The 23504-nt window shown below is 55.4% G+C and carries 17 protein-coding genes; 12 read left to right on the plus strand and 5 right to left on the minus strand.

Going from position 1 to position 23504, the window contains the following annotated elements:
• Nucleotides 1–1017: 1017 nt before the first annotated feature.
• The 3 genes from DWX58_RS02350 to DWX58_RS02360 are packed head-to-tail and all read left to right on the plus strand — an operon-like array spanning nucleotide 1018 to nucleotide 5003.
• Nucleotides 1018–2562, plus strand: a complete 1545-nt coding sequence (locus DWX58_RS02350) for a recombinase family protein (protein WP_118641387.1) — start codon at nucleotides 1018–1020, stop codon at nucleotides 2560–2562.
• A 3-nt stretch (nucleotides 2563–2565) separates the two neighbouring features.
• The gene (locus tag DWX58_RS02355) at nucleotides 2566–3342 is read left to right on the plus strand and encodes a recombinase family protein (RefSeq protein WP_118641388.1); all 777 of its coding nucleotides are present in this window, start codon (nucleotides 2566–2568) and stop codon (nucleotides 3340–3342) included.
• Nucleotides 3343–3365: 23 nt separating this feature from the next.
• On the plus strand, nucleotides 3366–5003 hold the full coding sequence (locus tag DWX58_RS02360) for a recombinase family protein (protein ID WP_243093220.1): 1638 nt from the start codon (nucleotides 3366–3368) through the stop codon (nucleotides 5001–5003).
• A 151-nt stretch (nucleotides 5004–5154) separates the two neighbouring features.
• Here the strand turns inward: DWX58_RS02360 and DWX58_RS02365 are convergent, their stop codons facing one another.
• Together DWX58_RS02365 and DWX58_RS02370 are read right to left on the minus strand one after the other, a co-directional pair.
• Nucleotides 5155–6462, minus strand: a complete 1308-nt coding sequence (locus tag DWX58_RS02365) for a hypothetical protein (RefSeq protein WP_118641390.1) — start codon at nucleotides 6460–6462, stop codon at nucleotides 5155–5157.
• Nucleotides 6452–9691 (minus strand): serine/threonine-protein kinase, encoded by a 3240-nt coding sequence (locus DWX58_RS02370; protein ID WP_118641391.1) that lies wholly within the window; start codon nucleotides 9689–9691, stop codon nucleotides 6452–6454. Before DWX58_RS02370 ends, DWX58_RS02365 begins: the two co-directional genes overlap by 11 nt.
• 468 nt (nucleotides 9692–10159) lie before the next feature.
• Between DWX58_RS02370 and DWX58_RS02375 the strand changes: the two genes are divergently transcribed.
• The 4 genes from DWX58_RS02375 to DWX58_RS02390 all read left to right on the plus strand — a co-directional run bounded on the left by DWX58_RS02375 (nucleotide 10160) and on the right by DWX58_RS02390 (nucleotide 14665).
• The gene (locus DWX58_RS02375) at nucleotides 10160–10816 is read left to right on the plus strand and encodes a DUF6198 family protein (RefSeq protein ID WP_118641392.1); all 657 of its coding nucleotides are present in this window, start codon (nucleotides 10160–10162) and stop codon (nucleotides 10814–10816) included.
• 206 nt (nucleotides 10817–11022) lie between these two features.
• Nucleotides 11023–12777 (plus strand): FtsW/RodA/SpoVE family cell cycle protein, encoded by a 1755-nt coding sequence (locus tag DWX58_RS02380; protein ID WP_347559142.1) that lies wholly within the window; start codon nucleotides 11023–11025, stop codon nucleotides 12775–12777.
• Nucleotides 12774–14150, plus strand: coding sequence for a penicillin-binding transpeptidase domain-containing protein (locus DWX58_RS02385; protein WP_118641393.1), 1377 nt, complete (start codon nucleotides 12774–12776; stop codon nucleotides 14148–14150). The genes DWX58_RS02380 and DWX58_RS02385 overlap by 4 nt, the downstream gene beginning before the upstream one ends.
• An 80-nt stretch (nucleotides 14151–14230) precedes the next feature.
• Nucleotides 14231–14665 carry an Rrf2 family transcriptional regulator gene (locus DWX58_RS02390; RefSeq protein WP_118641394.1) on the plus strand — a complete coding sequence of 145 codons (435 nt, stop codon included), beginning with the start codon at nucleotides 14231–14233 and terminating at the stop codon, nucleotides 14663–14665.
• 121 nt (nucleotides 14666–14786) lie between these two features.
• Here DWX58_RS02390 and hutH read toward each other — a convergent pair whose 3' ends face one another.
• Nucleotides 14787–16352 carry a histidine ammonia-lyase gene (hutH, locus tag DWX58_RS02395; RefSeq protein WP_118641395.1) on the minus strand — a complete coding sequence of 522 codons (1566 nt, stop codon included), beginning with the start codon at nucleotides 16350–16352 and terminating at the stop codon, nucleotides 14787–14789.
• A gap of 318 nt (nucleotides 16353–16670) precedes the next feature.
• A complete protein-coding gene (locus tag DWX58_RS02400) occupies nucleotides 16671–17612 on the minus strand; it encodes a 4Fe-4S binding protein (RefSeq protein WP_118641396.1) in 942 nt (313 codons plus the stop codon).
• Between the two features lie 335 nt (nucleotides 17613–17947).
• Between DWX58_RS02400 and DWX58_RS02405 the strand changes: the two genes are divergently transcribed.
• From DWX58_RS02405 to DWX58_RS02425, 5 genes are all read left to right on the plus strand, one after another.
• On the plus strand, nucleotides 17948–19126 hold the full coding sequence (locus tag DWX58_RS02405; RefSeq protein WP_118641397.1) for an ABC transporter substrate-binding protein: 1179 nt from the start codon (nucleotides 17948–17950) through the stop codon (nucleotides 19124–19126).
• 106 nt (nucleotides 19127–19232) lie between these two features.
• Nucleotides 19233–20126, plus strand: a complete 894-nt coding sequence (locus tag DWX58_RS02410; RefSeq protein ID WP_118641398.1) for a branched-chain amino acid ABC transporter permease — start codon at nucleotides 19233–19235, stop codon at nucleotides 20124–20126.
• 7 nt (nucleotides 20127–20133) lie between these two features.
• Nucleotides 20134–21261 carry a branched-chain amino acid ABC transporter permease gene (locus DWX58_RS02415; RefSeq protein WP_118641399.1) on the plus strand — a complete coding sequence of 376 codons (1128 nt, stop codon included), beginning with the start codon at nucleotides 20134–20136 and terminating at the stop codon, nucleotides 21259–21261.
• The gene (locus tag DWX58_RS02420) at nucleotides 21258–22265 is read left to right on the plus strand and encodes an ABC transporter ATP-binding protein (RefSeq protein ID WP_243093221.1); all 1008 of its coding nucleotides are present in this window, start codon (nucleotides 21258–21260) and stop codon (nucleotides 22263–22265) included. The genes DWX58_RS02415 and DWX58_RS02420 overlap by 4 nt, the downstream gene beginning before the upstream one ends.
• Entirely contained in the window at nucleotides 22252–22947 is a 696-nt protein-coding gene (locus DWX58_RS02425) for an ABC transporter ATP-binding protein (protein ID WP_118641400.1), read from the plus strand. Before DWX58_RS02420 ends, DWX58_RS02425 begins: the two co-directional genes overlap by 14 nt.
• 72 nt (nucleotides 22948–23019) lie before the next feature.
• On the opposite strand, the gene DWX58_RS02430 is transcribed toward DWX58_RS02425, so the two are convergent.
• The gene (locus tag DWX58_RS02430) at nucleotides 23020–23394 is read right to left on the minus strand and encodes a helix-turn-helix transcriptional regulator (RefSeq protein ID WP_118641401.1); all 375 of its coding nucleotides are present in this window, start codon (nucleotides 23392–23394) and stop codon (nucleotides 23020–23022) included.
• Between the last annotated feature and the right edge of the window lie 110 nt (nucleotides 23395–23504).

Genomic DNA, 23504 nt, shown 5'->3' on the forward strand with positions numbered 1-23504 from the left:
TTACTCGGAGAAATTGATATACTGCATATAAGATGCGGCCCTCAGAGAGATTGGTTTTCTGTTGGGTTCTTTCCTTGGAGCTATAGATAGCCTTCGAAAACAAAACAGCCAAAGATTGTAACTCCGCGCCGCTTGATGTGCTGACTTCTCACGTGCTGCTTGATGATTTTTCTCCACCAAAACGATGGAGAAGCTCAACGGCGCGAGCCAGCGAGATCAAGCGGCTCTTCCCATGCTCATTCGGATCTTAGCGAGAGACGGATGGACATTTTGCGTCTAGCCCCACAAAAATATTTTTTGAAAAAATTTTTTAATCCGGACATGGCCTGTCCGCATTAATCTATATGATGTGGCTATGGAGGCGAACAATCGACTGGTACTTTCAGGACCGGCCAAAGCTATCGCCTAAACAGACGGCTTTGCTCAAACGCTTGGCAGCTGGACTGCAAGGCGAGGATCTGGAAAAATGACCCAGATTCTGGCCCGTTTCGTTTCCTGAAGGAGCGCCCGCCGCTCCATAGCACCTTGACAAGTTCATACCAGCAGTACGGAGAACCGCCTGAACAGTTGAGCGTCATGCAGCGCGCGCCATGACACCCAGAGCATTTGCCCTGGGCCGAGCGAGAACGCCACCTGCATGGGGCGCTATGGCACGCGCTTTTGCAATGACGCTGTTTGGGTACACAATGAGACACCTCGCATGGCCTGCGCATAAGACAGGCGGCGCTGCCCTGGAGTTGAAAGCAGTAGAGACTCCAGGTAAAAGCCCGTGCGGCTTCTTGCTAGAAGCCGATCCGTACTGTTCCCCATCGTCGGGGGGCGAGCTGCAAATACGACGATAACGAAGTTCATTTGGAACTACATTTCCTCCCGGCCTGTTTTTTATTGGCAGGCCTGTGGGAACTGCTGTCCGCAGAACGATACCGGCCCGGAACTGTTTGGGAATAGTGCTGGCTATTCCCGCAGGAGTGTGGTATGGTTTCGTTGCCGAAAAAGATGGAAGGAGGCGAATGAGAAATGGCTGAAGTACAAGTGATCCCACCCAAGGCAGCTAGACCAGACACCCTGCGGGTAGCAGCCTATTGCCGGGTCAGCTCCGACTCTGCGGACCAGCTCCATTCCTACGCCGCCCAGATCCGGGCCTATACGCAGGCGATCAACGCCCACGATGGCTGGGATTTGGTGGACATCTACGCAGACGAGGGCCTGACCGGCACGCGGATGGATAAGCGTGAGGACTTCAACCGCCTGATGGCAGACTGCCGGAAGGGCAAGATCGATAAGATCGTGGTCAAGTCCATCTCCCGATTTGCCCGGAACACCCGTGACTGCCTCGCCACCCTGCGGGAGCTTACCTCGCTGGGCGTGACCGTGAAATTTGAAAAAGAGAATATCGACACTGGAACGCTCACCTCAGAACTGATGGTGAGCGTTTCCGCTTCTCTGGCCCAGGAGGAATCCATCTCCATCTCCAAAAATCAACGTATGAGCTATCAGCGCCGCATGGAGCGTGGGGAATTTATCACCTGCAAAGCTCCTTTTGGCTATAAGATCGTCAACAGCAAGGAATTGGAGATCATCCCGGAAGAAGCCCATTATGTCAAGTGGATTTTTGATATGTACCTTAGCGGGGCCAGCATGGAATGGATCGCAGAACAGATGACAAATACAGGACTTTTAACTTCGGATGGAGGACATCAATGGTATAGCTCCACCATCGCTTATATGCTGACGAATGAGAAATATATAGGTGATTCCCTCTGCCAAAAGACATTCGCAAACGCATTTCCCTTTACCAAGCAAGTGAACCGTGGAGAACGGGATCAATATTATGTAGAGCATAGCCATCCAGCTATCATTTCAAAGGATATATTTGAAAAAGCCCAAGCGCTTCTACAGCGCAAGGGGCAGCGGATAGACCTGCAGCGGGAACGTACCCCGCTTTCAAAAAAGATGACCTGTGGGCTCTGTGGCAGTACATTAGTCCGGCGGATCTCAAAAGCTGGATATGTTACCTGGGTGTGCCGCAAGCATGACAGAAAGGCTGCCGACTGCCCCAACGGACGGATCAGCGAGGACAGCATCCATGCGGCATTCCTCCGGATGTATCGCAAGCTCCGCACCCATGACGGCATCGTGCTGGCACCTGTGCTGAGGCAAATGGAGACTTTGTCAGATGCCCTGCATCGCGGCAACCCGGCCATGCTGGCGGTCAACACAGCCATCGCCACGGCATCCGAGCAGAGTTACCACCTCACAAAGCTGCACACGGCAGGTCTCCTGGACAAGGCTGCCTTATCCACAAAGCAGGCGGAACTCAACGCCAAGCTGACAGAACTGCGCCGGGAGAGGCGAAAGCTGCTTTGCAATGAGGATATTGATGAACAGGTGGATGCACTTCGCCTAACGATCAATACCATCCGAAATGGTCCAGAGACTCTGTCCAGCTTTAACGAAGCCCTGTTTACCAAGCTGGTGGAACTAATCGTTGTAGATACCAAGAGTACCATCCGCTTTCAACTATATGGCGGGTTTGAATTCCAAGAAACACTGGAGGCGTAGGCAATGGCAAATCGGAAAATATTGTATGGCTACCAGATCATACATGGCGATCTGGTCATCCAGGAGGAGGAACGCCTCACGGTTCAAAATGTATTTACCACGTATCTGGCCGGGTTATCTTATCAGGCACTGGCAGACCGGATGAATGCGGACAACATCCCGTTCTCTCAGGAATCGCCGCTGTGGAACAAGCACAAAATCAAGCGAATGCTGGAAAACTCTCGTTATGCCGGAGAAAATGGATACCCATCCATCATTGACCAAGATACCTTCCAGCAAGTGCAGAATAAGATCGCGGAAAAGGCTAGTGGGAAGCTTCCACGCCGGACGGAATCGGATGGCTTATGGCAAAAGCTGCGAAGCGGATGCTGTCAGACTCGCCTGCTCCGAACCGGAGGGCCAATCGGGCATACTGGAAACGTCCATCTGAAATGTTCTGCCTGCAGAAACGCATTTGTTGTCGGGAAGGAGGAACTGCTTGCGCAGACGGCACGGCAGCTTGCGGCACATGAAACGCCCGTATGTAAGCCATACGCGCCCTCTGCGGAGGCCGTTCGCCTGGCCAACGCCATTAACCGGGCGTTGGAACAGCCAGGAGACGGTAAGGAGGCTCTCTCCCACATCCTGCAAGGGGCAGCTGCCTGGTATGCCTGCTGTGATGATGGCGTGGATACGGCTGTAAGCCAAACGCAGCCCGACCAAATCGACTGGGAGCGCTTCGAACGAATGGTCTCCCATATCATAATCGGAACAGATAACGCAATCACCGTACACTTTTGATTAGGAACAGAAAGGACAGCAAAATGGAACAATCATCACTGGAACGCACCATCCACCATATTCCGGCATTACGGTCCAATGTAGCAGGCAACAAGACGAGACCCCATGGCAGGCAGCGGGTGGCGGCTTACTGCCGGGTCAGCACCGACAGCGAGGAGCAGATCAACAGCTACACCGCCCAGAAAGCCTACTACACCCAGAAAATTGAGGAGTCCCCGGATTGGGAACTGGCCGGGATCTTCGCGGACGAGGGGATCACCGGAACCAGCATGAAAAAGCGAAAAGAGTTCAACCGGATGATCACCGCCTGCAAGCGGGGCGGGATCGACCTCATCCTCACAAAGTCTCTCTCCCGGTTCGCCCGGAACACCGTAGACTGCCTGGAGACGGTGCGGATGCTGAAGGCCAGGGGGATCGGGGTCATCTTCGAAAAGGAAAATATCAATACGCTGACAGAGTCCAGCGAGTTCCTCATCACTCTGTTCAGCGGATTTGCCCAGGCCGAGAGTGAATCACTCAGCGTCAATATCCAGCTGGGCATCCGGATGGCAATGAAAGAAGGAAAGGTCAACTTCCACTACAGATCCATGCTGGGCTACCAAAGAGGAGCGGACGGTAAGCCGGAGATCGTACCGGAGGAGGCCAAGGTGGTGCGGCGAATCTACCGCCGGTACCTGGAGGGCTGTAGTGAGGGCCAGATCCAGAGAGAACTTACCCAGGAAGGGATCGCCACCGCAAAGGGTGTCAAGGCATGGTCCCATCAGATTGTGCATAACATCCTCACCAATGAAAAGTATGCGGGAGACGCCTTGCTGCAAAAGACCTTCACCACAGACTGCATCAGCAAGAAGGTCAAGAAGAATACCGGCGAGTTGCCGCAGTATTACATCAAGGACAACCACCCTGCTATCATCCCGCGGGACATCTACCAGCGGGTGCAGGAGGAGATGGCACGGCGGACCAGCAAGCGAAAGATTCTGCAGAAAAGCGGAAAAACAGAACAGGGCAAGTATTCCGCCAAATATGCGCTCAGTGAGCGGCTGGTCTGTGGGGAGTGTGGTTCCCTCTATAAGCGGTGTACCTGGGCCAGGAACGGCGTCAAACGGATCGTCTGGCGGTGCGTCTCCCGGTTGGAATTCGGGAAAAAATACTGCCATAACTCGCCTTCCATGGCGGAGGACAAGCTGCATACCGCAATTCTCACGGTGCTTAACCGGGTAGTCGAAGCAAGCGATGGCCTACAGGATGAACTGGCAGAGACGCTCCGAATGGTATGTACCCCGGAAGGGGACGGTAACAACCTGTTGGAATTGGAGCATGAACTGGAAGCCCTGACCGCACGACAGAACGCCCTGTTGGATCAGGCTCTGGCCAATATGGATGACCTAACGATAACGGAGCAACTCAAGACCCTGCTGGAAGAAAAACAGCACCTGCAGGCGCGGATCGATGCGGCGAAGAAGGAGGCAGCCAACAGAATCAATGAGGACTCACGTATGACAGAGTACGCAACTTATCTGGAGGAACATCTCAATGGATTCCCTCACTATGACGACGAGGTCGTTCGCAAGATGATTGAACGTATCACTGTAGTCGATGCGGAAACAATACGGGTCAAGTTCCGATACGGCGATTTGGAGATTGAACAGACCGCGCGCTAGAATAAAAGTACGAAGGAATGGCTGTGCTGATGCACTGCCATTCCTTCGTATCTATTTGCAGTTGGCTTTGTCAGTTATGTCGGTAAAGAAAACCGCGCCCAACGTACAGACTTCCTTTCATCCTGTTCAGATTACAATTTGCTTGGAGCTTCTACCCAATTTCTAAAAGATCATTCCAGAGTGAGTCAATCTGAGCAGAATTAAATGTTATTTCAGCGCACAGCTTGTAAAGGCGGCGCTTGTAAACGGTCTCCTTGGCCGCGTATTGACCCTGGATAAAACAGGCGGTACCGAAGCAGAACTTCACGGAAGAGATGTCCTCAGAAGGGACTGTGGTCAGTACACAGTCTTTTCGCAGTTTTCCCATCCTGCCCAATATGAAAGCGGCCTGATAATCATTCCGGTTATAGCGGACGATAACCTCCTTTGTATGCGCAGAAAAAATCGCGCGGAGGATGTCATCGTTGAGCAATTCTGCCAAAAACGGTGCCTGGATAAAGATGCGCGGTGCCTTAAAAGCGGCGCAATGGTACAGAATATCCTGAAGTTCTCCATCCAGCAGCGGGCGGTCGGCGTAATAGGCCGCTTCCAGTAAATCTGCCCAGTCACTCTGCACTCCACGGAGTTTGAACGCCGCAATCAAGTCGTGGGGCAGTTGTTCCTCCTCCGGGGAGGCGGCGCAAGGACGGTTGGGCGGAGAGAAGAGGTTCCAGGCGCCCAAGTGTCGGCAGTTGAGCTGTTCCGCCAGCACATCTGCATAGGCTTGGATTCCAGACTGGAAGTGAAAGGCCAGGGAGCGATCCGCCTGATTTAGATATACGAAGCAGAACTCGCGCTGATAGGACAGTGTGTGATAGGAGATATCAAGAATCCGATACAGCTCAGCGCTCTCAGCAGTACTCTGGAATACCACATTGGCCAGACGGCTCTCTCGGTAAATTACTGCTAGCGTATCGAACTGACTGCGCAGGAATTCCATATTGAGTGGATACTTCTCCAGAAGGTATGCCTGCCCCCGCGGCGGCTCCCGGTAGGTGCCCAAGAGGGGCGTATCCGAGACCTCACCGGTGATCTGGTTTACCGATATGCGGCTGAGCTGGCTGCGCAAAGTCTTGACCTTCTTCTGGCTCTCCAGCACCTTTTTCCCCAAATCAGTCAGGACAATGTCGCCACAGGAAACAGCGGCGAGCTGCTCACTGTCCAGCTGTGATACGATTTGTAGCATAATACTTTCTGGCAGACCAAACTGATCGGCAAGATCGGGGAGGGATTTGGCACCGATGCGGATGGCGGTGAGGACACATTCTTGAACAAAGGAGAGCACCTGGACACGCCGTTCCCAGACAGTCAAGCCGATTTCCTGGACAGGAATATAGACTGGAACCCGACAGATGAAATCATAGCCGGAAAGCTGCGGAGGAATGTATTTATCAACATTTTTTTGCCATTCAGATAGCATTTGTAAACTCCTTTATATCGATTTCCTGACAAAACTCGGGATGCTCCTGCATATAGCTGATCACATAGGGAAAGCGGTTGCCGGGGATACGGGGATTGCGGAGAAACTTTCCGTCACCGACAATGATCAAGGCCCGTTTCGCGCGGGAGAAGGCAACATTCAGCCGTGCTTCCTCTTTCAAGAATCCGATACGCCGCTGATTGCTGCTTCGGACGGTGGAGTAGATGATGATGTCACGCTGACTGCCCTGGAATGCATCCACGGTGTTGATATCGACTTCAATGTGGCTCAATGGGATTTGCTTGAGGCGGTTCCGGATTAGCTCCAGCTGCGCCCGGTATGGCGTGATGATGCCGATGGAATACTTCTCCCCTTGAGCGGAGATTTCTTGGTTCAGCCTTTGCAAGCAGCTTTGGATCACAGTGACTTCCAGATGGTTGATGTATCCGCGTTGGTGCCCGACGGATTGTTCAAAGCGGACGGAACCGGCATTGGAGGTGGTTAGCCAGGTGATGGCGCAGTTATTGAGCATGGGAAGGTTCGTAGTTCGCTCAGATGCCTTAACGCCATTTTGCACTTTGCTATCGTAAAAAAGAAAGCTGATGAGATCGCCGATCGCCGGGTGCATCCGGTACTGGGTGGAAAGCGTCTCTTTACAGCTGTCAGGCAGGATGTCAAACAGTTTCCCGAACCCGGTGTTTTGAAGCTCATCGATCTGGGAAGACTGGAAGCTGGCTTTGAGGGCATTCCGATCAAAGACCGGTGGCAGTTGCTTGTGGTCGCCCACTAGAATTGCCTTTCGTGCCCGAACCAAGGGAACCATGATTTCCGGCAGAGTTGCCTTTGCTGCTTCGTCTACAATCACATAGTCGAAGGTCGAGTCACGGACGCGGGGATCCGAAATGACGCCAATGCAAGTACCTACGATAATGGAAGCGTTTTTGATATAAAACTCTCCCAGCTCATTGCTCTCACTGATGCGTCGGATCCATTGTTCGGAAATCAGGCAGCTCTGTACGTAAGGATTGGTGCGGCTTTTCCCGTAAGTGTTTTCAAAGTCTGTGGCAACCCGTTCCAGACGTATGCGCTCTGTTTCTTCCAGATTTGCAAGTTTCAGCTCTTCCAACACTTGTGCGTATTTACAGAATGGCTCCATGGGGATGTGCTGTTCCAATAAACGTTGGGCCAGCCACGCTTTACAGTTCTCAACGCTTTCCTTCACCCATAGGGTCTGGCAGTGGTCCAATCCGAACCGTTCATTGATCTTGGGGTCAATATTTTCCTCGTGACCAATACGGATGGTCGTATGTTCCAGATAGGCTGCAAGGTCTTCCAGCAGTTTATCCACAGCGGCATGAGATTGGGACACAATCAAAATTTTCTGATCCAGTGCAGGATTCCGTTGGTTTTCCCCCAGAATCTGCCGGATTACTTCCACCAGGACATTGGTTTTGCCGGTGCCTGGAGGCCCCTGGATCAAAGCAATATCCTCCGCCTCCAGCGCTTTCCGGACCGCGCGCTTCTGGGTAAAATCCAGCTGTTCATTATAGAAGCAGGGCATAACCTTGAGCTGGAAATACCCGGGCTGCTCGGCACCCACAAAAATGCTCTTCAGATTTCCGCCGTTGGCGGTCTCAGATCGGCGGAATTCCTCCAGTGCTGCCTCCTGGCGGCGGTACTGCTGGATCTCTTTGCGGTAATCCAAACAGATAGAACCATTGTTCGGCATCCGGGGCTTCCTGGGTGCGGCCTTGATAGCCATCACAGCGCCGTCCTCCCGGTATTCCCAGAAGGTGCCGACCTCTGCCAGAATTGGCTTCTTTTTGAAACGCCCACGCTGCTCAAAAATAAACAGGGTATCCTGGCTGAACGTCTCATCCGGCACGCTGTCCGGATCCAGCCGGAACAGGAACATCCCGTCTTCGTAGCGGACACTTGTGTAGTACAACCGGACAGTATTCTTAGACGCGTCTGCGATCATAGCTTGGATGAATTCCCGCCAGATACCGTACTGTGTGTCGTATTCCCGGTCGATATTTTTCTGCGAGTGGATATCCGCTTGGAAATCAGCAATCCGGTTGCTTAGGATCTGGCTGCAATTGTTGGGAAGAGGGGTGTTTGCGATTCTGTGCGAAAACAGAAATTGGAAATGCCCAGGAACCTCCATGGAAAAGCGCTTGTGCTGCTCCCGCTTGAAGGCATCCAGCCGGCGGAAAGAGACCACCTGGAAAAAATCGTCCGACAAAACGCATTCCATTGAGATGCTGATGCCGTCAAAGCAATAGATGGAGGTCTGACCCTCGGCACGAAGACGGATCAAGCCGCCCGCAAACTGGGCGGGAAGGAAGCTGTCCAGCAACTCTAAATAGGGCATATCCCGCCGTACCAGGTTACGTCTTTTCAGATCGTCGAGCGCATTGGTGGGGACGGCGAAGAAGTACCGCTCGTCGCTACCGCAATACCGCTGGTAGAGCGGAGCCAGGGCCAGTTCGCAGTCATCAATGTTTTCATATCGGTCCGCCGGGGCAGGGGCACACATCTTCAAAAGGACTTCCTTTAACTTTACATCGATGCCGCCAGCGGATTGGATAGCCGTGGGCATTTCAGCAGCCGTCACTGGGACTTCACCGGTGAAAAGAAAATAAATGACAGCACCCAGCGAATAGATATCGCTGCGCTCTGTTGCATTTTCACTGTGGACGGTTACTTCCGGCGCGGAATAATTCTGGGTAGCGAACTGATATGTGGTTCCGTCCTGGAACATCCCGCGGATTTTTGCGATTCCGAAATCAATCAGTTTCAGCTCAAACGAGTCGGTAATGAGGATGTTGGAGGGATTGATATCCCGGTGAATCACGGAGTTTCGATGGGCGTGTTGGATGGCGTTGGTCAGCTGCTTTACCAGGTTGTACCGGGTGGAGGCATTCGGGATCACGTCTAGCATCTGGGACAGGGGACGTCCCTGAACATACTCCATGGAAATGATGCCTTCACTTCGGCCATCCGGAGCGGCCTGGATATCTGAGCGGAAGATACGGACAATATTCTCGCAGGCCTTCAGCCGCGTCAGGGCCTGTGTTTCCTTCTGAAAAATGGCTCGGTAGATAGGGGCTTCCAGATTCTGGACTCGCTTTACCACAAAGCGAAACCCTGCTTCATTTTCTACCAGCTCTACAATTGTTCCAGAGTCCCTCTGCTTGCTCAGCGTCTGAATCACTTTTTCCTCCATGAAATGTTCCTTTCTTCCCTTAATAGATGGCCTAAATGCATGGTAACAGGATATTAAAAGTATAGCATAGACAACGGATTTCTGCAATTGTATACATAGCCGACATGATATTTCGCAGAATAAAACTGTAAAACATCAAATTAACGTAGACAGATGTATCTTTTTCGGCAACCATAGACAACTCGTCGCAAGCGAGAAATCGCTTGCGACGAGTTTTTTTCAGATTACCACTCTCTTGTTTTGCAGCAGCGCTGTCTCAACCTGGGATGGAGCTGAGAACGTCAAGACTTGACGTCAGCCACAGAGCGGACGCAGCCAGTTATATTCGTTCCCGGAGCAGGCACTGCAAGAGCCTGCTCCGATTTTTTATGTTGGGAAAATGGCGGCTGCTGTTCTGCGATGGAACATGAGAAATACACGGTCGGAACACAGGGAGGGGGAAAGATAGAGAACATAGGAGGATAAACAATGGTTTTCATGAAGCGTGTGTTGGTTTACTGTTTGGGACTGTTTATTATGGCCCTGGGCGTTTCCTGTTCGGTCTGGTCCGATCTGGGAGTTTCTCCCATGAGTGCCATTCCCTATGTGCTCAGCCAGATTGTGCCCACGGTCAGCATGGGAACCTTTACCAGCGCACTCTTCTGCGGCTATATTCTGCTTCAGGCCATCCTGCTGGGAAGGGCCTTTCGGCTGATCCGTCTGCTTCAGATCGTGGGAACGGTCCTGTTTGGCTGGTTTGTGGACTGCACCAACTGGATTTTATCCTCTGTGCTGCCGGAGCCGGGAAATTATTTCATTCAGCTGTGTTTTCTGGCCATGGGAATTGTCTGTGTGGCCATTGGAATTTTCTTCTACATCACACCTGGGATGCCCATGCTGCCGGGAGAAGGAGTGATGCAGGTGATTTCTGAGAAATACCACATCCCCCTGCACTGGTCAAAAATTGGCTTTGATGTCACAGTAACAGCCATTGCGGTGGTGTTGAGTCTGGTGTTTTTCCATCAGCTCAACGGAATCCGGGAGGGGACTGTGCTGGCGGCTCTGGGTGTAGGCAAATTCCTGGGTGTGTTCCGCAAACTTTGGCAGACCCATTTGAATGATTTCGTGGCGCTGGAGTACGCCTAAGCGGAGCGGTTGGTCCTCCTTTGGGCAAGGTTACGAAATGGAGAGAAATCTGCCGTGTGCCATTCAAGGCTGCAGCGGATTTTTCCATTTCCTGCCTGCGCAAACCCAATGGCACTTTCCAAGGGAAAAAACTTGTGATAAAATTACCCATATCCCTAAAAGGCGGCGGGGCCGCCTGTCCCTTTGTCCGAGAAAGGAGGACACTCTTGCTGGATTCCCTGTTTTTTCCCCAGCCGCTGCTGGCAGCGCTGGAGGAGGTTTTGGAGCAGAACCAGACCGCCCTGTGGTGGTACACGGCGCTGGTCCGGTTTGTGTTCCCGATTTTGGCCCTTCTGATTTTGCTGCGGGCATTCCGGGGGCTGCTTCGCCTGCGCCGTACCCCGGAGTGCTGGGGGCAGCTGGCTCTGCCTGGCGGCGGGTCCATTCCCATCTGCCACTGGGAGAATATCCTGGGGCGGGCGCCTCTGGCCGACATTCGCCTGGACTTTCCCACGGTGTCCCGGCAGCACGCGGTGCTGGTGCGGGAGGAGTCGGGGGCATGGAAGGTGACAGACCTGGGTTCCAAGGGCGGGACCTTGGTCAATGGAGCCGCCGTGGAGGGAAGCGCTCCCTTACAGATGGGAGACACCCTGTCGGTAGGCGGCATTGAGCTGCTCTTTTTGCCCCTGTCCCAGGAGGAGGAGAAGAAACTCCTCAGTCGGCGCCGGTCAGAGGGGCCGGTGTCCATGTGGCCCTCGCTGCTGCTTCTGACGCTGTTTCAGATTCTGGCTGCGGTGCAGCTGCTCATCGGCAATCTGGAAGAGCGGGGGCTTTATCCCCTGGTGATGCTGGCGCTGACCGCCGTGATGTGGCTCTATGTGCTGATTATGCGTGGATTGGGCAGCCGGGGCTTTGAACTGGAGACCATCGCCTTTTTCCTGTCCACCTTGTCTTTGGCGGTGACGTTGTCCTCCGCGCCGGCGTCGGTGGTAAAACAGCTGGTGGCGCTGGTGCTGGGGCTGATCTTTCTGGTTGTCCTGGGCATCTGGCTGCGGGATACCGCCCGGATCCAGAAGCTGCGCTGGCTCATGGCCGGACTGGCTATCGGCCTTCTGCTGGCTACGGTGGTACTGGGCCAGACCAAATACGGGGCGTCCAACTGGATTATCCTGGGCCCCTTTTCCTTCCAGCCCTCGGAGATTGCCAAGATCTTTTACATTTTTGCCGGTGCGGCGGGGCTGGAGCGGCTGTTCCGGCGGCGAAATCTGTGGCTCTTCATGGTGATGACCGGGGCCTGCCTGCTGTGTCTGGCCAAAATGAGCGACTTCGGCACGGCGAGTATTTTCTTTGCCACCTTCCTGGTCATTGCCTATCTGCGCTCAGGAGATTTTGCCACGCTGTCCCTGATCTGCGGCGGAGCGGTGTTTGCCGGGGTGCTCATTCTTCAATTCAAACCCTACATTTTCCGCCGCTTTGCCTCCTGGGGGCACGCCTGGGAGGCGGCCTCCTCCACCGGCTATCAGCAGACCCGTGCCATGTCGGCGGCGGCCTCCGGCGGCCTTGTTGGCATGGGGCCGGGGGAGGGCTGGCTGAAAAACATCGCGGCGGCGGACACCGATCTGGTGTTTGGCGTGCTGTGCGAGGAGTGGGGCCTCATCATCGCCCTGCTGGCGGTTCTGTCCATCCTGGTGCTGGCGCTGTTTGCCACCTGGGCCTGCCGTATGGGGCGGTGCGCCTTCCCCACCATTGCGGCCTGCGCGGCGGGATCTCTGTTTGTGGTCCAGACGATGCTTAACGTTTTCGGCGCCATGGACCTGCTGCCCCTCACGGGAGTTACCTTCCCCTTTGTGTCCAACGGAGGCTCCGCCATGATCGCATCCTGGGGGCTGTTGGCCTTTTTGAAGGCAGCGGACACCAGGGAGAGGGCCAGCTTTGCCATTGAGGGCGGCTTGCGAAAGGGAAAAGGAGGTGCCCGGACATGAAAAAACTGGAACGTCGGGCCCTTTTGTGCCTGGTGCTGGCGGGCTGCCTGCTGGCGGGCCTGGTGCTGTTTGTAGGATTGTGGGCTGTGCGGGGGGAACACTGGGCCTCCTCCGCTTTTAATCGTCACCTCTACAACAAACAGGGCATTTTGATGAGCGGCACCGTGCTGGACCGAAACGGCGAGATACTCACCACCGTGGACGAGGACGGAAACCGGGTCTATGTGGGAGACAAAGCCAGGCGGACCTCTACTCTCCATGTGGTGGGAGATCCCTATGGAAATATCAGCACCGGAGCACTCAGTGCCTTTGCCCAGAAGCTGACGGGCTATAATTTGATTTTTGGCGCCTTTGGGGCAGAGCAGGGAGGCAACAACCTCTATCTCACCATAGACGCCCACCTGAACGAGGTGGCCTATCAGGCGCTGGGCGGAAAGAAGGGGACCGTAGCCGTCTATAACTATAAGACGGGAGAGATCCTCTGCCTGGTCTCCGCCCCCGCTTATGACCCCATGAACATTCCCTCCGATCTGGAGGAAAATGAGAAGTATGAGGGAGCCTATTTAAACCGCTTCCTGTCCTCCACCTTTACCCCGGGCTCTGTGTTCAAGACGGTGACCCTGGCGGCGGCCCTGGAGGAGATCCCGGATCTGGAGAGCCGCACCTGGACCTGCGAGGGCTCCACCCAGATTGGAGAGGGTGTGGTCACCTGTATCTCCGCCCACGGAGAACAGGACATCCGGGAGGCACTGGCCAACTCCTGCAACGGAGTGTTTGGCCAGCTGGCGGTGGAGCTGGGGGGCGACACCCTGGAGCGCTACGCCGAAAAGGCGGGGCTGACCAGTTCCTACTCCATCAACGGAATATCCACCGCCAAGGGGAGCTTTTCCTTTGGGGATGACGTGTCTACCACCGATCTGGCCTGGGCCGGAGTGGGGCAATACCACGACAGCGTCAATCCCTGCGCCCTGATGATCTACATGGGGGCCATTGCCAACGGCGGCAAGGCGGCGGTGCCCTGTCTCATTCAAAAGGTGGAGAGCCAGGGGCTGCCTTCTCTGCCCCAGTTTACCCGGAAGACAAAGACGCTCATCTCCTCGGATACAGCGGAGACTGTGGCGGAGATGATGATGAACAACGTGCAGACGGCTTATGGAACCAAGCGCTTTCCCAACATGGAGCTGGGCGCCAAGTCCGGTACGGCAGAGGTGGGACCGGAGGAAAAGCCCCACGCCTGGTTTACCGGCTTTTTGAAGAATGAAGAGGCACCCTACGCCTTTGTAGTCCTGGTGGAAAACGGAGGCAGCGGCGCGGATGTGGCCGGTACGGTGGCCTCCAAAGTGTTGAAGGCGGCGTTGGAGCAGGTGGGCTGAATGTGTCCGCACCTTTGGTTACTCGATCAAGTGCAGAATACGTCCGGGGGACCCGGGCAGACGAACAGGGGATGAAAACCATGATGATTTCCACAAAGGGGCGCTATGCCCTTCGTGTCATGATTGAACTGGCCTCCGGAGAAGGGGGAGAGCTGATTTCCTTGAAAGAGATTGCCCAAAGTCAGGAGATTTCCGAGAAGTATCTGGAGTCCATAGTGAAAAATCTGGTGAAGGCGGGGCTGGTCGCCGGACTGCGGGGCAAGGGCGGCGGATACCGCCTAGCCTCTCCGGCTGCCCAGTGTACGGTGGGCGGTATTCTGCGGGCAGCGGAAGGCTCTGTGGCTCCTGTGGCCTGTGTGGAGGGAGACGCCAAGCCCTGCCCGCGGCGGGAGTACTGTCCCGCGCTCCCTGTGTGGACGGAGCTGAACCGAAGGATTGATGAGTATCTGGACAGCGTCACCCTGGAACAGGTGGTTCAGCAGGCACAGGAGATGCAATGCCACTCCCAGATTTGACGATTCGCTCTCATTTTCAGGCATAAAAAATTCCCGCTCTTAAGAGCGGGAATTTTTTATGCCCCGACGGATCCGAAGATCCGCCGGGGCACAATTCGGGGAGGGGAAAAGACGATGAAGATTACTCCAGATCGGGCAGAATCTCGTGAGCGATCTCCAGCAGCTCGCCGCTGCGCACCATGGCCTCAACGGCCTTGATGTCGGGCCAAATCTCACGGTCGATCTCGAAGAAGGCGACCTTCTCACGCACGTGCTTGTAGAGAGCCTCGTGCAGGGGGGTGATGCCCTGGCCGTGGGTGTTCAGCTGACGACGGATGTCGATGGCCTGGCAGGCGGTGAGCAGCTCGTCAGCCAGCACGGACAGAGTGTTCTGGACAATCCAGCCGGCCTTGCGGGCGGCGGTGGTGCCCATGGAGACGATATCCTCCTGGTTGGCGGAGGAGGGGATGGAGTCCACGGAAGCGGGGTGAGCCAGCACCTTGTTCTCGGACACCATGGAGGCGGCGGCATACTGAACGATCATGAAGCCGGAGTTGACGCCGGGCTTGGTGGTGAGGAAGGGGGTCAGGCCGTTGGACAGAGCGGCGTTGACCATACGCTCGGTGCGGCGCTCGGAAGCGTTGGCGATCTCAGAGCAGGCAATGCCCAGAGTGTCGAAGGGGATCGCCATGGGCTCGCCGTGGAAGTTACCGCCGGAGATAACAGCCTCGTCCTCCAGGAACATGAGGGGGTTATCGGTCACGGCATTGAGCTCGTTGGCCACGATGGAGCTCACATAGTCCAGAGCGTCGCGGACGGCGCCGTGGAGCTGGGGGATGCAGCGCAGAGCGTAAGCGTCCTGCACGCGGTCCTTCTGGCAGTTGTCCAGAATCTCGGAGCCCTCCAGCAGCTTGGCCATGTTGCGGGCAACCAGCATCTGGCCCTTCTGGCCACGAACCTCGTGGATACGGGGGTCGAAGGCGTTGCGCAGGCCGGTGAGGCCCTCAAAGGTCATGGAGCCGATGATGTCGGCCAGCTGAGCAGCGCACATGGTGTCGTACAGAGCCAGGGAGCCCACGGAGGTCATGGCGCAGGTGCCGTTGGTCAGGCCCAGGCCTTCCTTGCTGACCAGAGTCTCCAGGGTCTTGATGCCGGCCTTGGCCATAGCCTCACCGCCGGACATCTCCACGCCCTGATAGCGGGCCAGGCCCTTGCCCAGCAGGGGCAGAGACATGTGAGCCAGAGGAGCCAGGTCACCGGAGGAGCCCAGGGAGCCCTTCTGGGGAACGACGGGGGTGACGCCCTTATTCAGCATCTCAGCCATCATCTCCACCAGGATGGGACGGACACCGGACACGCCCACGCACAGAGCATTGGCGCGGAGCAGCAGCATGCCGCGGACAACCTCGTCAGCATAGGGCTCACCGGTACCGGTGCAGTGGCTGAGGATCAGGTTGGTGGACAGCTGGTTGCTCATCTCCTCGGGCACAGCGACCTTCTGGAAGTCGCCGAAACCAGTGGTGATGCCGTAAGCGACGCGGCCCTCGTTGGCGATCTTCTCAGCCAGGGCGCGGGACTCCTTCATGGCCTCGATGGCGCTGGGAGCAATTTCAACAGTGGCATGATAACGAGCGACAGCCACAAAATCCTCCAGGGTGAGGCTATGACCGTCCACAACAACATGGGTGATATTCTTGGGATTTTTCATATTCACATCTCCTTTTATTATTGCACCGACGATCGGTTTTTTCTTGTACTGTCATCATAGCACGATTATTGGTTAATTTCAATCAAAAATCCCGAAAAAATAAGTAATATTTATGCAGTATTGATACATTGAATTAGCGGAATAGAGTGAAAAAGCGTAAAATGACAAAAAGAACCCTTTAAAACAGAAAAAATAAAAACAAAATGACTGAAAAAATGCAATTGCAAGTAACCGGTTTCGAAGAATAAAAATGCCGGAAACCATAGGAAAACACCTATAATTTCCGGCAAAAAGAACGGGACGGATAATGAAGAAATATCAATCCTCTGCGAGGACTTCCTCCTTGCGCTGGAGCAGCTCGTTCGACATGAGCATGGCCTGAACCTTCTCAAAACCCAGTCGAGTAATGGTGTCCGCGAAGCGCTCCTTAGGCTGTCCGTAGGCTTTAAACAGGAGCAGGCACTTTTCAATGAGGGAGAGAGCATCCTCCTCGCTGGTCACGATGGTGTCCAGGGGGCGCCCCATGGCAGTGCGCTTGCCCCAGCGGCCTCCCAAATAAATTTGATAACCGGTGCATTGGTCTTCAATGGCCTGGAAGGGGCACTTCTTGATGCAGCGGCCGCAGTGGTTGCACTGAGTGTTGTCAATGACGGCCTTGTCACCCTGCATGGAGATGACGTGAATGGGGCACTCCTTCACGCAGATCTGGCAGCCTTTGCACAGGTCCTCGCGAATCAGGGGGAACCGCTGTCCCACGATGCCCACGTCGTTCAGGTCAGGCTTGACGCAGTTGTTGGGGCAGCCGCCCACGGCAATTTTAAACTTATGGGGCAGCTTTACATCGTGGTAGCCCACATAGAATCGATCGTGGATCTTTTGGGAGAGCGCGTAGGTGTCAATGAGGCCGTACTGGCAGGTAGTACCTTTACAGGAGACCACAGGACGGACTTTGGCGCCGGTTCCGCCGGTCTCCAGACCGGCCTCCTGACGGAGAAACTCCCGCATCGGCTCAATGTTTTCAAAGGGAACACCCTGAATCTCCACGGTCATGCGGGTGGTCAGAGTGACCTCACCGCTGCCAAATCGCTCAGCAGCCTGAGCAATGGCGGCGCATTCCTGGGCCGTGATCTTGCCGTTGCGGGTGATGACGCGGCCGTTGAACTTATCAGGGGTACGCTTGTCCCACAGAAATCCCAGCCCTTTGACCCGGGTAACTTCGCTCTGGGGAACGGAAGTACCGCTGTTGTTGGCTTGACTCATAATTAAAAACCTCCCTGATTTTGCGGAAAATCCACCAACATATTTGGCACAAAATGGCTTGATACGGCATCCATACCAGCCAAACGAGGAAAATACTACATTTAATAATAAAAATACAGGAACTGGGAGATGATGTCAATGAAAGAAATCCCGAAATTTGCAGGGATATTCCCCTTTAAAAAAGGATAAAGTGCGAAAATGCATTTCTGTTATGTTTGCCTTGCATTTAAGAAAACCTTTTGCTATAATAGGCCATGAACTTGTCACACAGACATATGTGTGTAAAGTGAGAACAAACTCCGGTTAAACCGAGAGAATCATGGGAGGAAACAAGAATGAGACGAATCCTTGCACTTGCTATGTCCTGCGTGTTGGTCCTGGGTATTTTGGCCGGCTGTGGGAACGGCAACAGTTCCGGCGAAGGCGGCTCCGATGGCGAGAAGGTCATCAAGGTCGGCGTGTTCGAGTGTACCACCGGTGAGAACGGCGGCGGCGGCCAGCTGGAAGTGAACGGCATCAAGTATGCCAACCAGATCAAGCCCACCGTCAAAATCGGGGATGAGGAGTACAAAGTTGAGCTGGTTATCTCTGATAACAAGTCCGACAAGTCTGAGGCTGCCAACGCCGCCAGCTATCTGGTGAATGAGGGCTGCTCCATTGTTCTGGGTTCCTATGGTTCCGCGGTGTCCATTGCTGCCGGTTCCGTCTTTAAGGAAGCTGAGATTCCTGCCATTGGCTGCTCCTGCACCAATCCTCAGGTCACCCTGGGCAATGACTACTACTTCCGCGTCTGCTTCCTGGATTCCTTCCAGGCCAAGGTGCTTGCCTACTACGCCATTGAGCAGGGCTACACCAAGGCCGCTGTCCTTACCCAGGTGGGTGACGACTACTCCATCGGCCTGGGCCAGTTCTTCCAGGAGTACTTTGTGGAGTTCGGCGGTGAGATCGTCTCCAGCCAGAGCTTCCCTGCTAACAACTCTGACTACAGCGCTCTGCTTCAGAACGTGAAGTCCTCCGGCGCCCAGTGCGTCTTCGCTCCTTCCTCCATCACCGCGGCTCCCGTGATTCTCCAGCAGGCCCAGAGCCTGGGCCTGGAGGCCGTGTTCATGGGCCCCGACACCTGGGACAACGCGGACATGATCAACACCGCTGAGGGCGGCGCTGCCGGCTGCACCGAAGGTCTCATCTGCTCCACCTTCTTTGACGACAGCGGCGATGACGTGGCCGACTTCGTCAACGGCTACAAGGAGGCCTTCGAGACTGACACTGTCAACGTGGTTACCGCTCTGGGCTATGACGCCTATATGGCTGCCATCCAGGCCATCGAGGCCGCTGGCTCCACCGACGGCAACGCCATCCGGGATGCTCTCACTGGCGTGAGCTTTACCGGCGTCACCGGACCCATCGCCTTTGACCAGAACGGCGACGTGGCCAAGGATTCCGCCGTGCTGAAGACTGCCAGCGGCGGTAAGCTGGTCTACGCTGATACTGTGACTGTGACTGACGTTCAGTAATCCACCCTTTATCCTGAGCATAACTGGCGGGCAGGGGGCGTAAAAGTCTCCTGCTCGCCGCTGTGTTACAAGCACCAGATACTCGATATGGGAGGCTGGTCCCTTTATGGATCTGACAACATTCTTTCAAAGCTGTGTTACCAGTGTGTCCATCGGCAGCGCCTATGCCCTCATTGCCATTGGATATACGATGGTGTACGGCATCTTGCGTCTTATCAATTTTGCTCACGGCGATATTTTTATGATGGCGGGCTACTTCACCATCTTCGCCATGTCGAATTTCATGTTACCCTGGTATGTGGCCATCCCCTTGGTGCTGGCCATGACCGCCCTGCTGGGTGTGGTCATTGAGCGCATTGCTTATAAGCCTCTGCGTTCGGCGCCCCGCATGTCCATCATGATTTCGGCCATCGGTGTGTCCTTCTTCCTGGAAAACTTTGCAACCTACCTCTTTACCGGTCTGCCCAAATCCTTCCCCGGCATCGGATTTCTCCAGATCCCCATGGAGTGGGGGTCAGTGAAGCTGCAGTCGGTGAGCATTATCACCCCCATTGTTACCATCGTGCTGGTGGTTGCCCTGATGACCCTGGTCAATAAGACCAAGATCGGTATGGCCATGCGGGCAGCTGCCAAGGATTTTGAGACCGCGCAGCTGATGGGCATTAAGATTAACCGCGTGATCTCCTTTACCTTTGCGGTAGGCTCCGTCCTGGCGGCGGTGGGTGCGATTTTGTACTTCTCTCCCCGCCCCATGGTCTATCCGTACAGCGGCATGATGCCGGGCCTGAAGTGCTTCGTGGCTGCCGTTCTGGGCGGCATCGGCTCCATCCCCGGTGCCTGCATCGGCGGATTTATCATCGGTGCTGTGGAGACTTTCCTGGTAGCCATGTTCCCCACCCTCAGTGGTTACAGCGATGCCTTTACGTTTGTGCTGCTCATCCTCATGCTCCTGGTGCGGCCCACCGGCCTGCTGGGTGAAAAAATGACAGATAAGGTGTGATACGTTTATGAAATTAAGCAAGAAAACAAACGTAGGCCTGACTGTCGCGCTGGTGGCCGTTGCCGCGGTGGTCATCACCCTGCTGGATCTCAAGATAATTGGCAGCACCTACGTTACAAATATTATCAAACTCAGCGCAATTTATGCGCTGGTGGGCGTGTCCATGAACCTGGTCAATGGCTTTACCGGCCTGTTCTCCTTGGGCCAGGCGGGCTTTATGGCCATTGGTGCCTATGTGGTGGCTATGCTCACCACGGATCCTGCAGGCCGGGCGGGTATCTACTATGTCGTGCCCATCAACCCCGTGCTGGAGCAGATTCAGATCCCCTTCCCGGTAGCCCTCATTCTGGGCGGACTGGTGGCAGCGGGTCTGGCCTATCTCATCGGTGCCCCCATCCTGCGGCTGAAGAGCGACTATCTGGCCATCGCCACCCTGGGCTTTTCCGAGATCATCCGGGTGGTGCTGTCCAACAATGAGCTGGCGCCCTTTACCAACGGCTCCCTGGGTCTGAAGAATGTCCCCTCCTTCAGCTCCATGTGGAAGGATCTGGGGCTGCCTGGAAACGGCCTGTGGCTCTGCCTGGGTATTGTGGCCCTGTGCATTGCCATTGTGGTTCTGCTCATCAACTCCTCCTATGGCCGGGCCTTTAAGGCCATTCGGGAAAACGAGGTGGCTGCGGAGGCTATGGGTATCAACCTGGCCCACCATAAGCAGATGTCCTTTGCCATCGGCGCCTTTTTTGCCGCCATTGGCGGCGGCCTGCTGGCGGCCCACCTCACTGCCATCGACCCCAACCAGTTTAAGATTGCCCTTACCTACGAGCTGCTGCTGATCGTGGTTCTGGGCGGTCTGGGCTCCATTACCGGCACAGTGCTGGGTGCCTTTGTCTATACCGCAGGTAAGGAGTGGCTGCGCTGGTGCGACAACCCCCTGACCATCGGCGGTGTGGAAATTCCCATTTTCCGGTCCGGACTGCGTATGGTCATCTTCTCCATCCTGCTGATGGTGATTGTGCTGTTCTATAACCGGGGCCTGATGGGCACCAGCGAATTCTCCTGGAACGGCATCTACGGCACCCTGCGCCGCTGGATTGGAAAAGTGACCGGGAAGATCAGGAAGGAGGCAAAACAATGAGCAGCAAGGAAAATGTCCTCCGCCTGGAGAATGTAACCATGCAGTTTGGCGGCGTGGTAGCTGTCAATAACCTTTCCTTGGAGGTCAATGAGGGGGAGATCGTGGCCCTCATCGGCCCCAACGGCGCCGGCAAGACAACGGCGTTCAACTGTATCACAGGCGTGTATGAGCCCACCAACGGTCTGGTGGATTTCATGGGCCGGCCCATGATCCGCAACCACCCCAAGGGCAAGATGCTCAAGTCCTACGCCGGCGAAAACGGGAGCATGTACTGCGGCAGCTATACCGCCGATGACCCGGAGGCGCTGAGCGCCATTGAGGCCGAGCAGGACCAGGCGCGTCAGGCAGCCATGCGGAAGGAGTATGAGGCCGGGGCGGAGCAGCGGAAGCAGGCGGCCCGTGACCGGGATCCCTATGCCTTCACCGACAAGGTGCTCAATCCCACGCCGGATAAGATCACCCATCTGGGCATTGCCCGTACCTTCCAGAACATCCGGCTCTTTTCCCGGCTGTCGGTGCTGGACAACGTGCTCATTGCCAAGCACATGCGGGCCAAGCAGAACGTGTTTTCCGCCACCTTCCGGCTCAACCGCGCCGAAGAGAAGCGGATGCGGGAGGAGGCCCTGGCCCTGCTGGAGGAGCAGAACCTGCTCCACCTGAAGGACGAGGTGGCCGGCTCCCTGCCCTATGGCCTGCAGCGGCATCTGGAGATTGCCCGTGCCCTGGCCACCCACCCCAAGCTCCTCCTGCTGGATGAGCCTGCGGCGGGCATGAACCCTCAGGAGACCCAGGAACTGACCGACTTCATCAAGCGCATCCGGGATGAATTTGATCTGACCATTTTGATGATCGAGCACCATATGGATCTGGTCATGCAGATTTCGGAGCGCATCTATGTGCTGGATTTCGGCAAGCTCATTGCACAGGGCACGCCGGAGGAAGTGCAGAACAATCCTCGGGTAATCGAGGCGTATTTGGGGGTGGCAGACGATGCTGAAGATTGATGATTTAAAAGTCAGCTACGGCGGCATCGAGGCCGTAAAGGGAATTACCTTTGAGGTGCCCGAGCGAAAGATTGTCACCCTGATTGGAGCCAACGGTGCGGGCAAGTCTACCACCCTGCGCACCATTGCCGGTTTGGTGAAGCCTGCCCACGGCCGGATTCACCTGCAGGGGGAGGACATTACCGGGCTTTCCCCGGACCGGATCGTGTCCAAGGGCATTACGCTGGTGCCGGAGGGACGTCGGGTATTTCCCGATCTGACGGTGCTGGAAAACCTGAAAATCGGCGCATACCTCCGCCGGGACAGCATTGAGGACGACCTGAACTGGGTCTATGAGCTGTTTCCCCGCCTGAAGGAGCGCTCCTGGCAGGCAGCCGGCACACTGTCCGGCGGCGAGCAGCAGATGCTGGCCGTAGGCCGTGCGCTGATGTCCCGACCCAAGATCATCATGATGGATGAGCCCTCGTTGGGTCTGGCTCCTCTGGTGGTGAAGGGCATCTTCGACATCATCCGGGAGATCAATCGCCAGGGTGTGACCGTTCTGCTTATTGAGCAGAACGCCAATATGGCTCTGCGCATTGCCGATGTGGCCTATGTGCTGGAAACCGGAAAGCTGACGCTCTCCGGTACCGGACGGGAACTGCTGGCGAATGAGCAGGTCAAGAAAGCCTATTTGGGCTGACATACAGAGAAAAACGGAGCATCCGCATCACGCGGGTGCTCCGTTTTTAATGGCAATAGGAATGCGTTGGATTTAAGGGATAAAGGTAGGAAGCGGGGAGTGCTCCGAGGGGTATTTGTTCAGCAGACGGACAATTTCACTGCAAAGGGAGAGCAGCTCCTCCCGGTCCTGGGGCGCCCAGGAGGAATACCAGTCCAGCTTCAACAGCAGCTGAAACGTCTGATGACTCTGCTCCGGAGAGAACGTGTCGGAGAGCAGCACCGAGACGGGAATATCCAGATTGCGGGCAATGCACTCCACGGTGTCCAGATGGGGCGGATGGCCGTGCTCAATTTCCTGTAGGGTGGATTTGGAAATGTTGAGCCGCTTGGCGAAGTGGACCAGCGAGCAGCCCTGCATGGCCCGAAGTGTACGCAGATTTCTGGCCAGATTTTCTGTGGCACCCATGCTGATCACGCCCCCTTTCCACCAAGCATAGCACAGCACACGCGCAGAATTTGTCGAATTTTGGCGAGGAAGAAAAAAGAATGGGGAAATGGGAGAGAGACGGCTTGCCG

Origin of the sequence: Pseudoflavonifractor sp. AF19-9AC, from assembly GCF_003478995.1 — a bacterium.
In the GTDB taxonomy this organism is placed as follows: domain Bacteria; phylum Bacillota; class Clostridia; order Oscillospirales; family Oscillospiraceae; genus Lawsonibacter.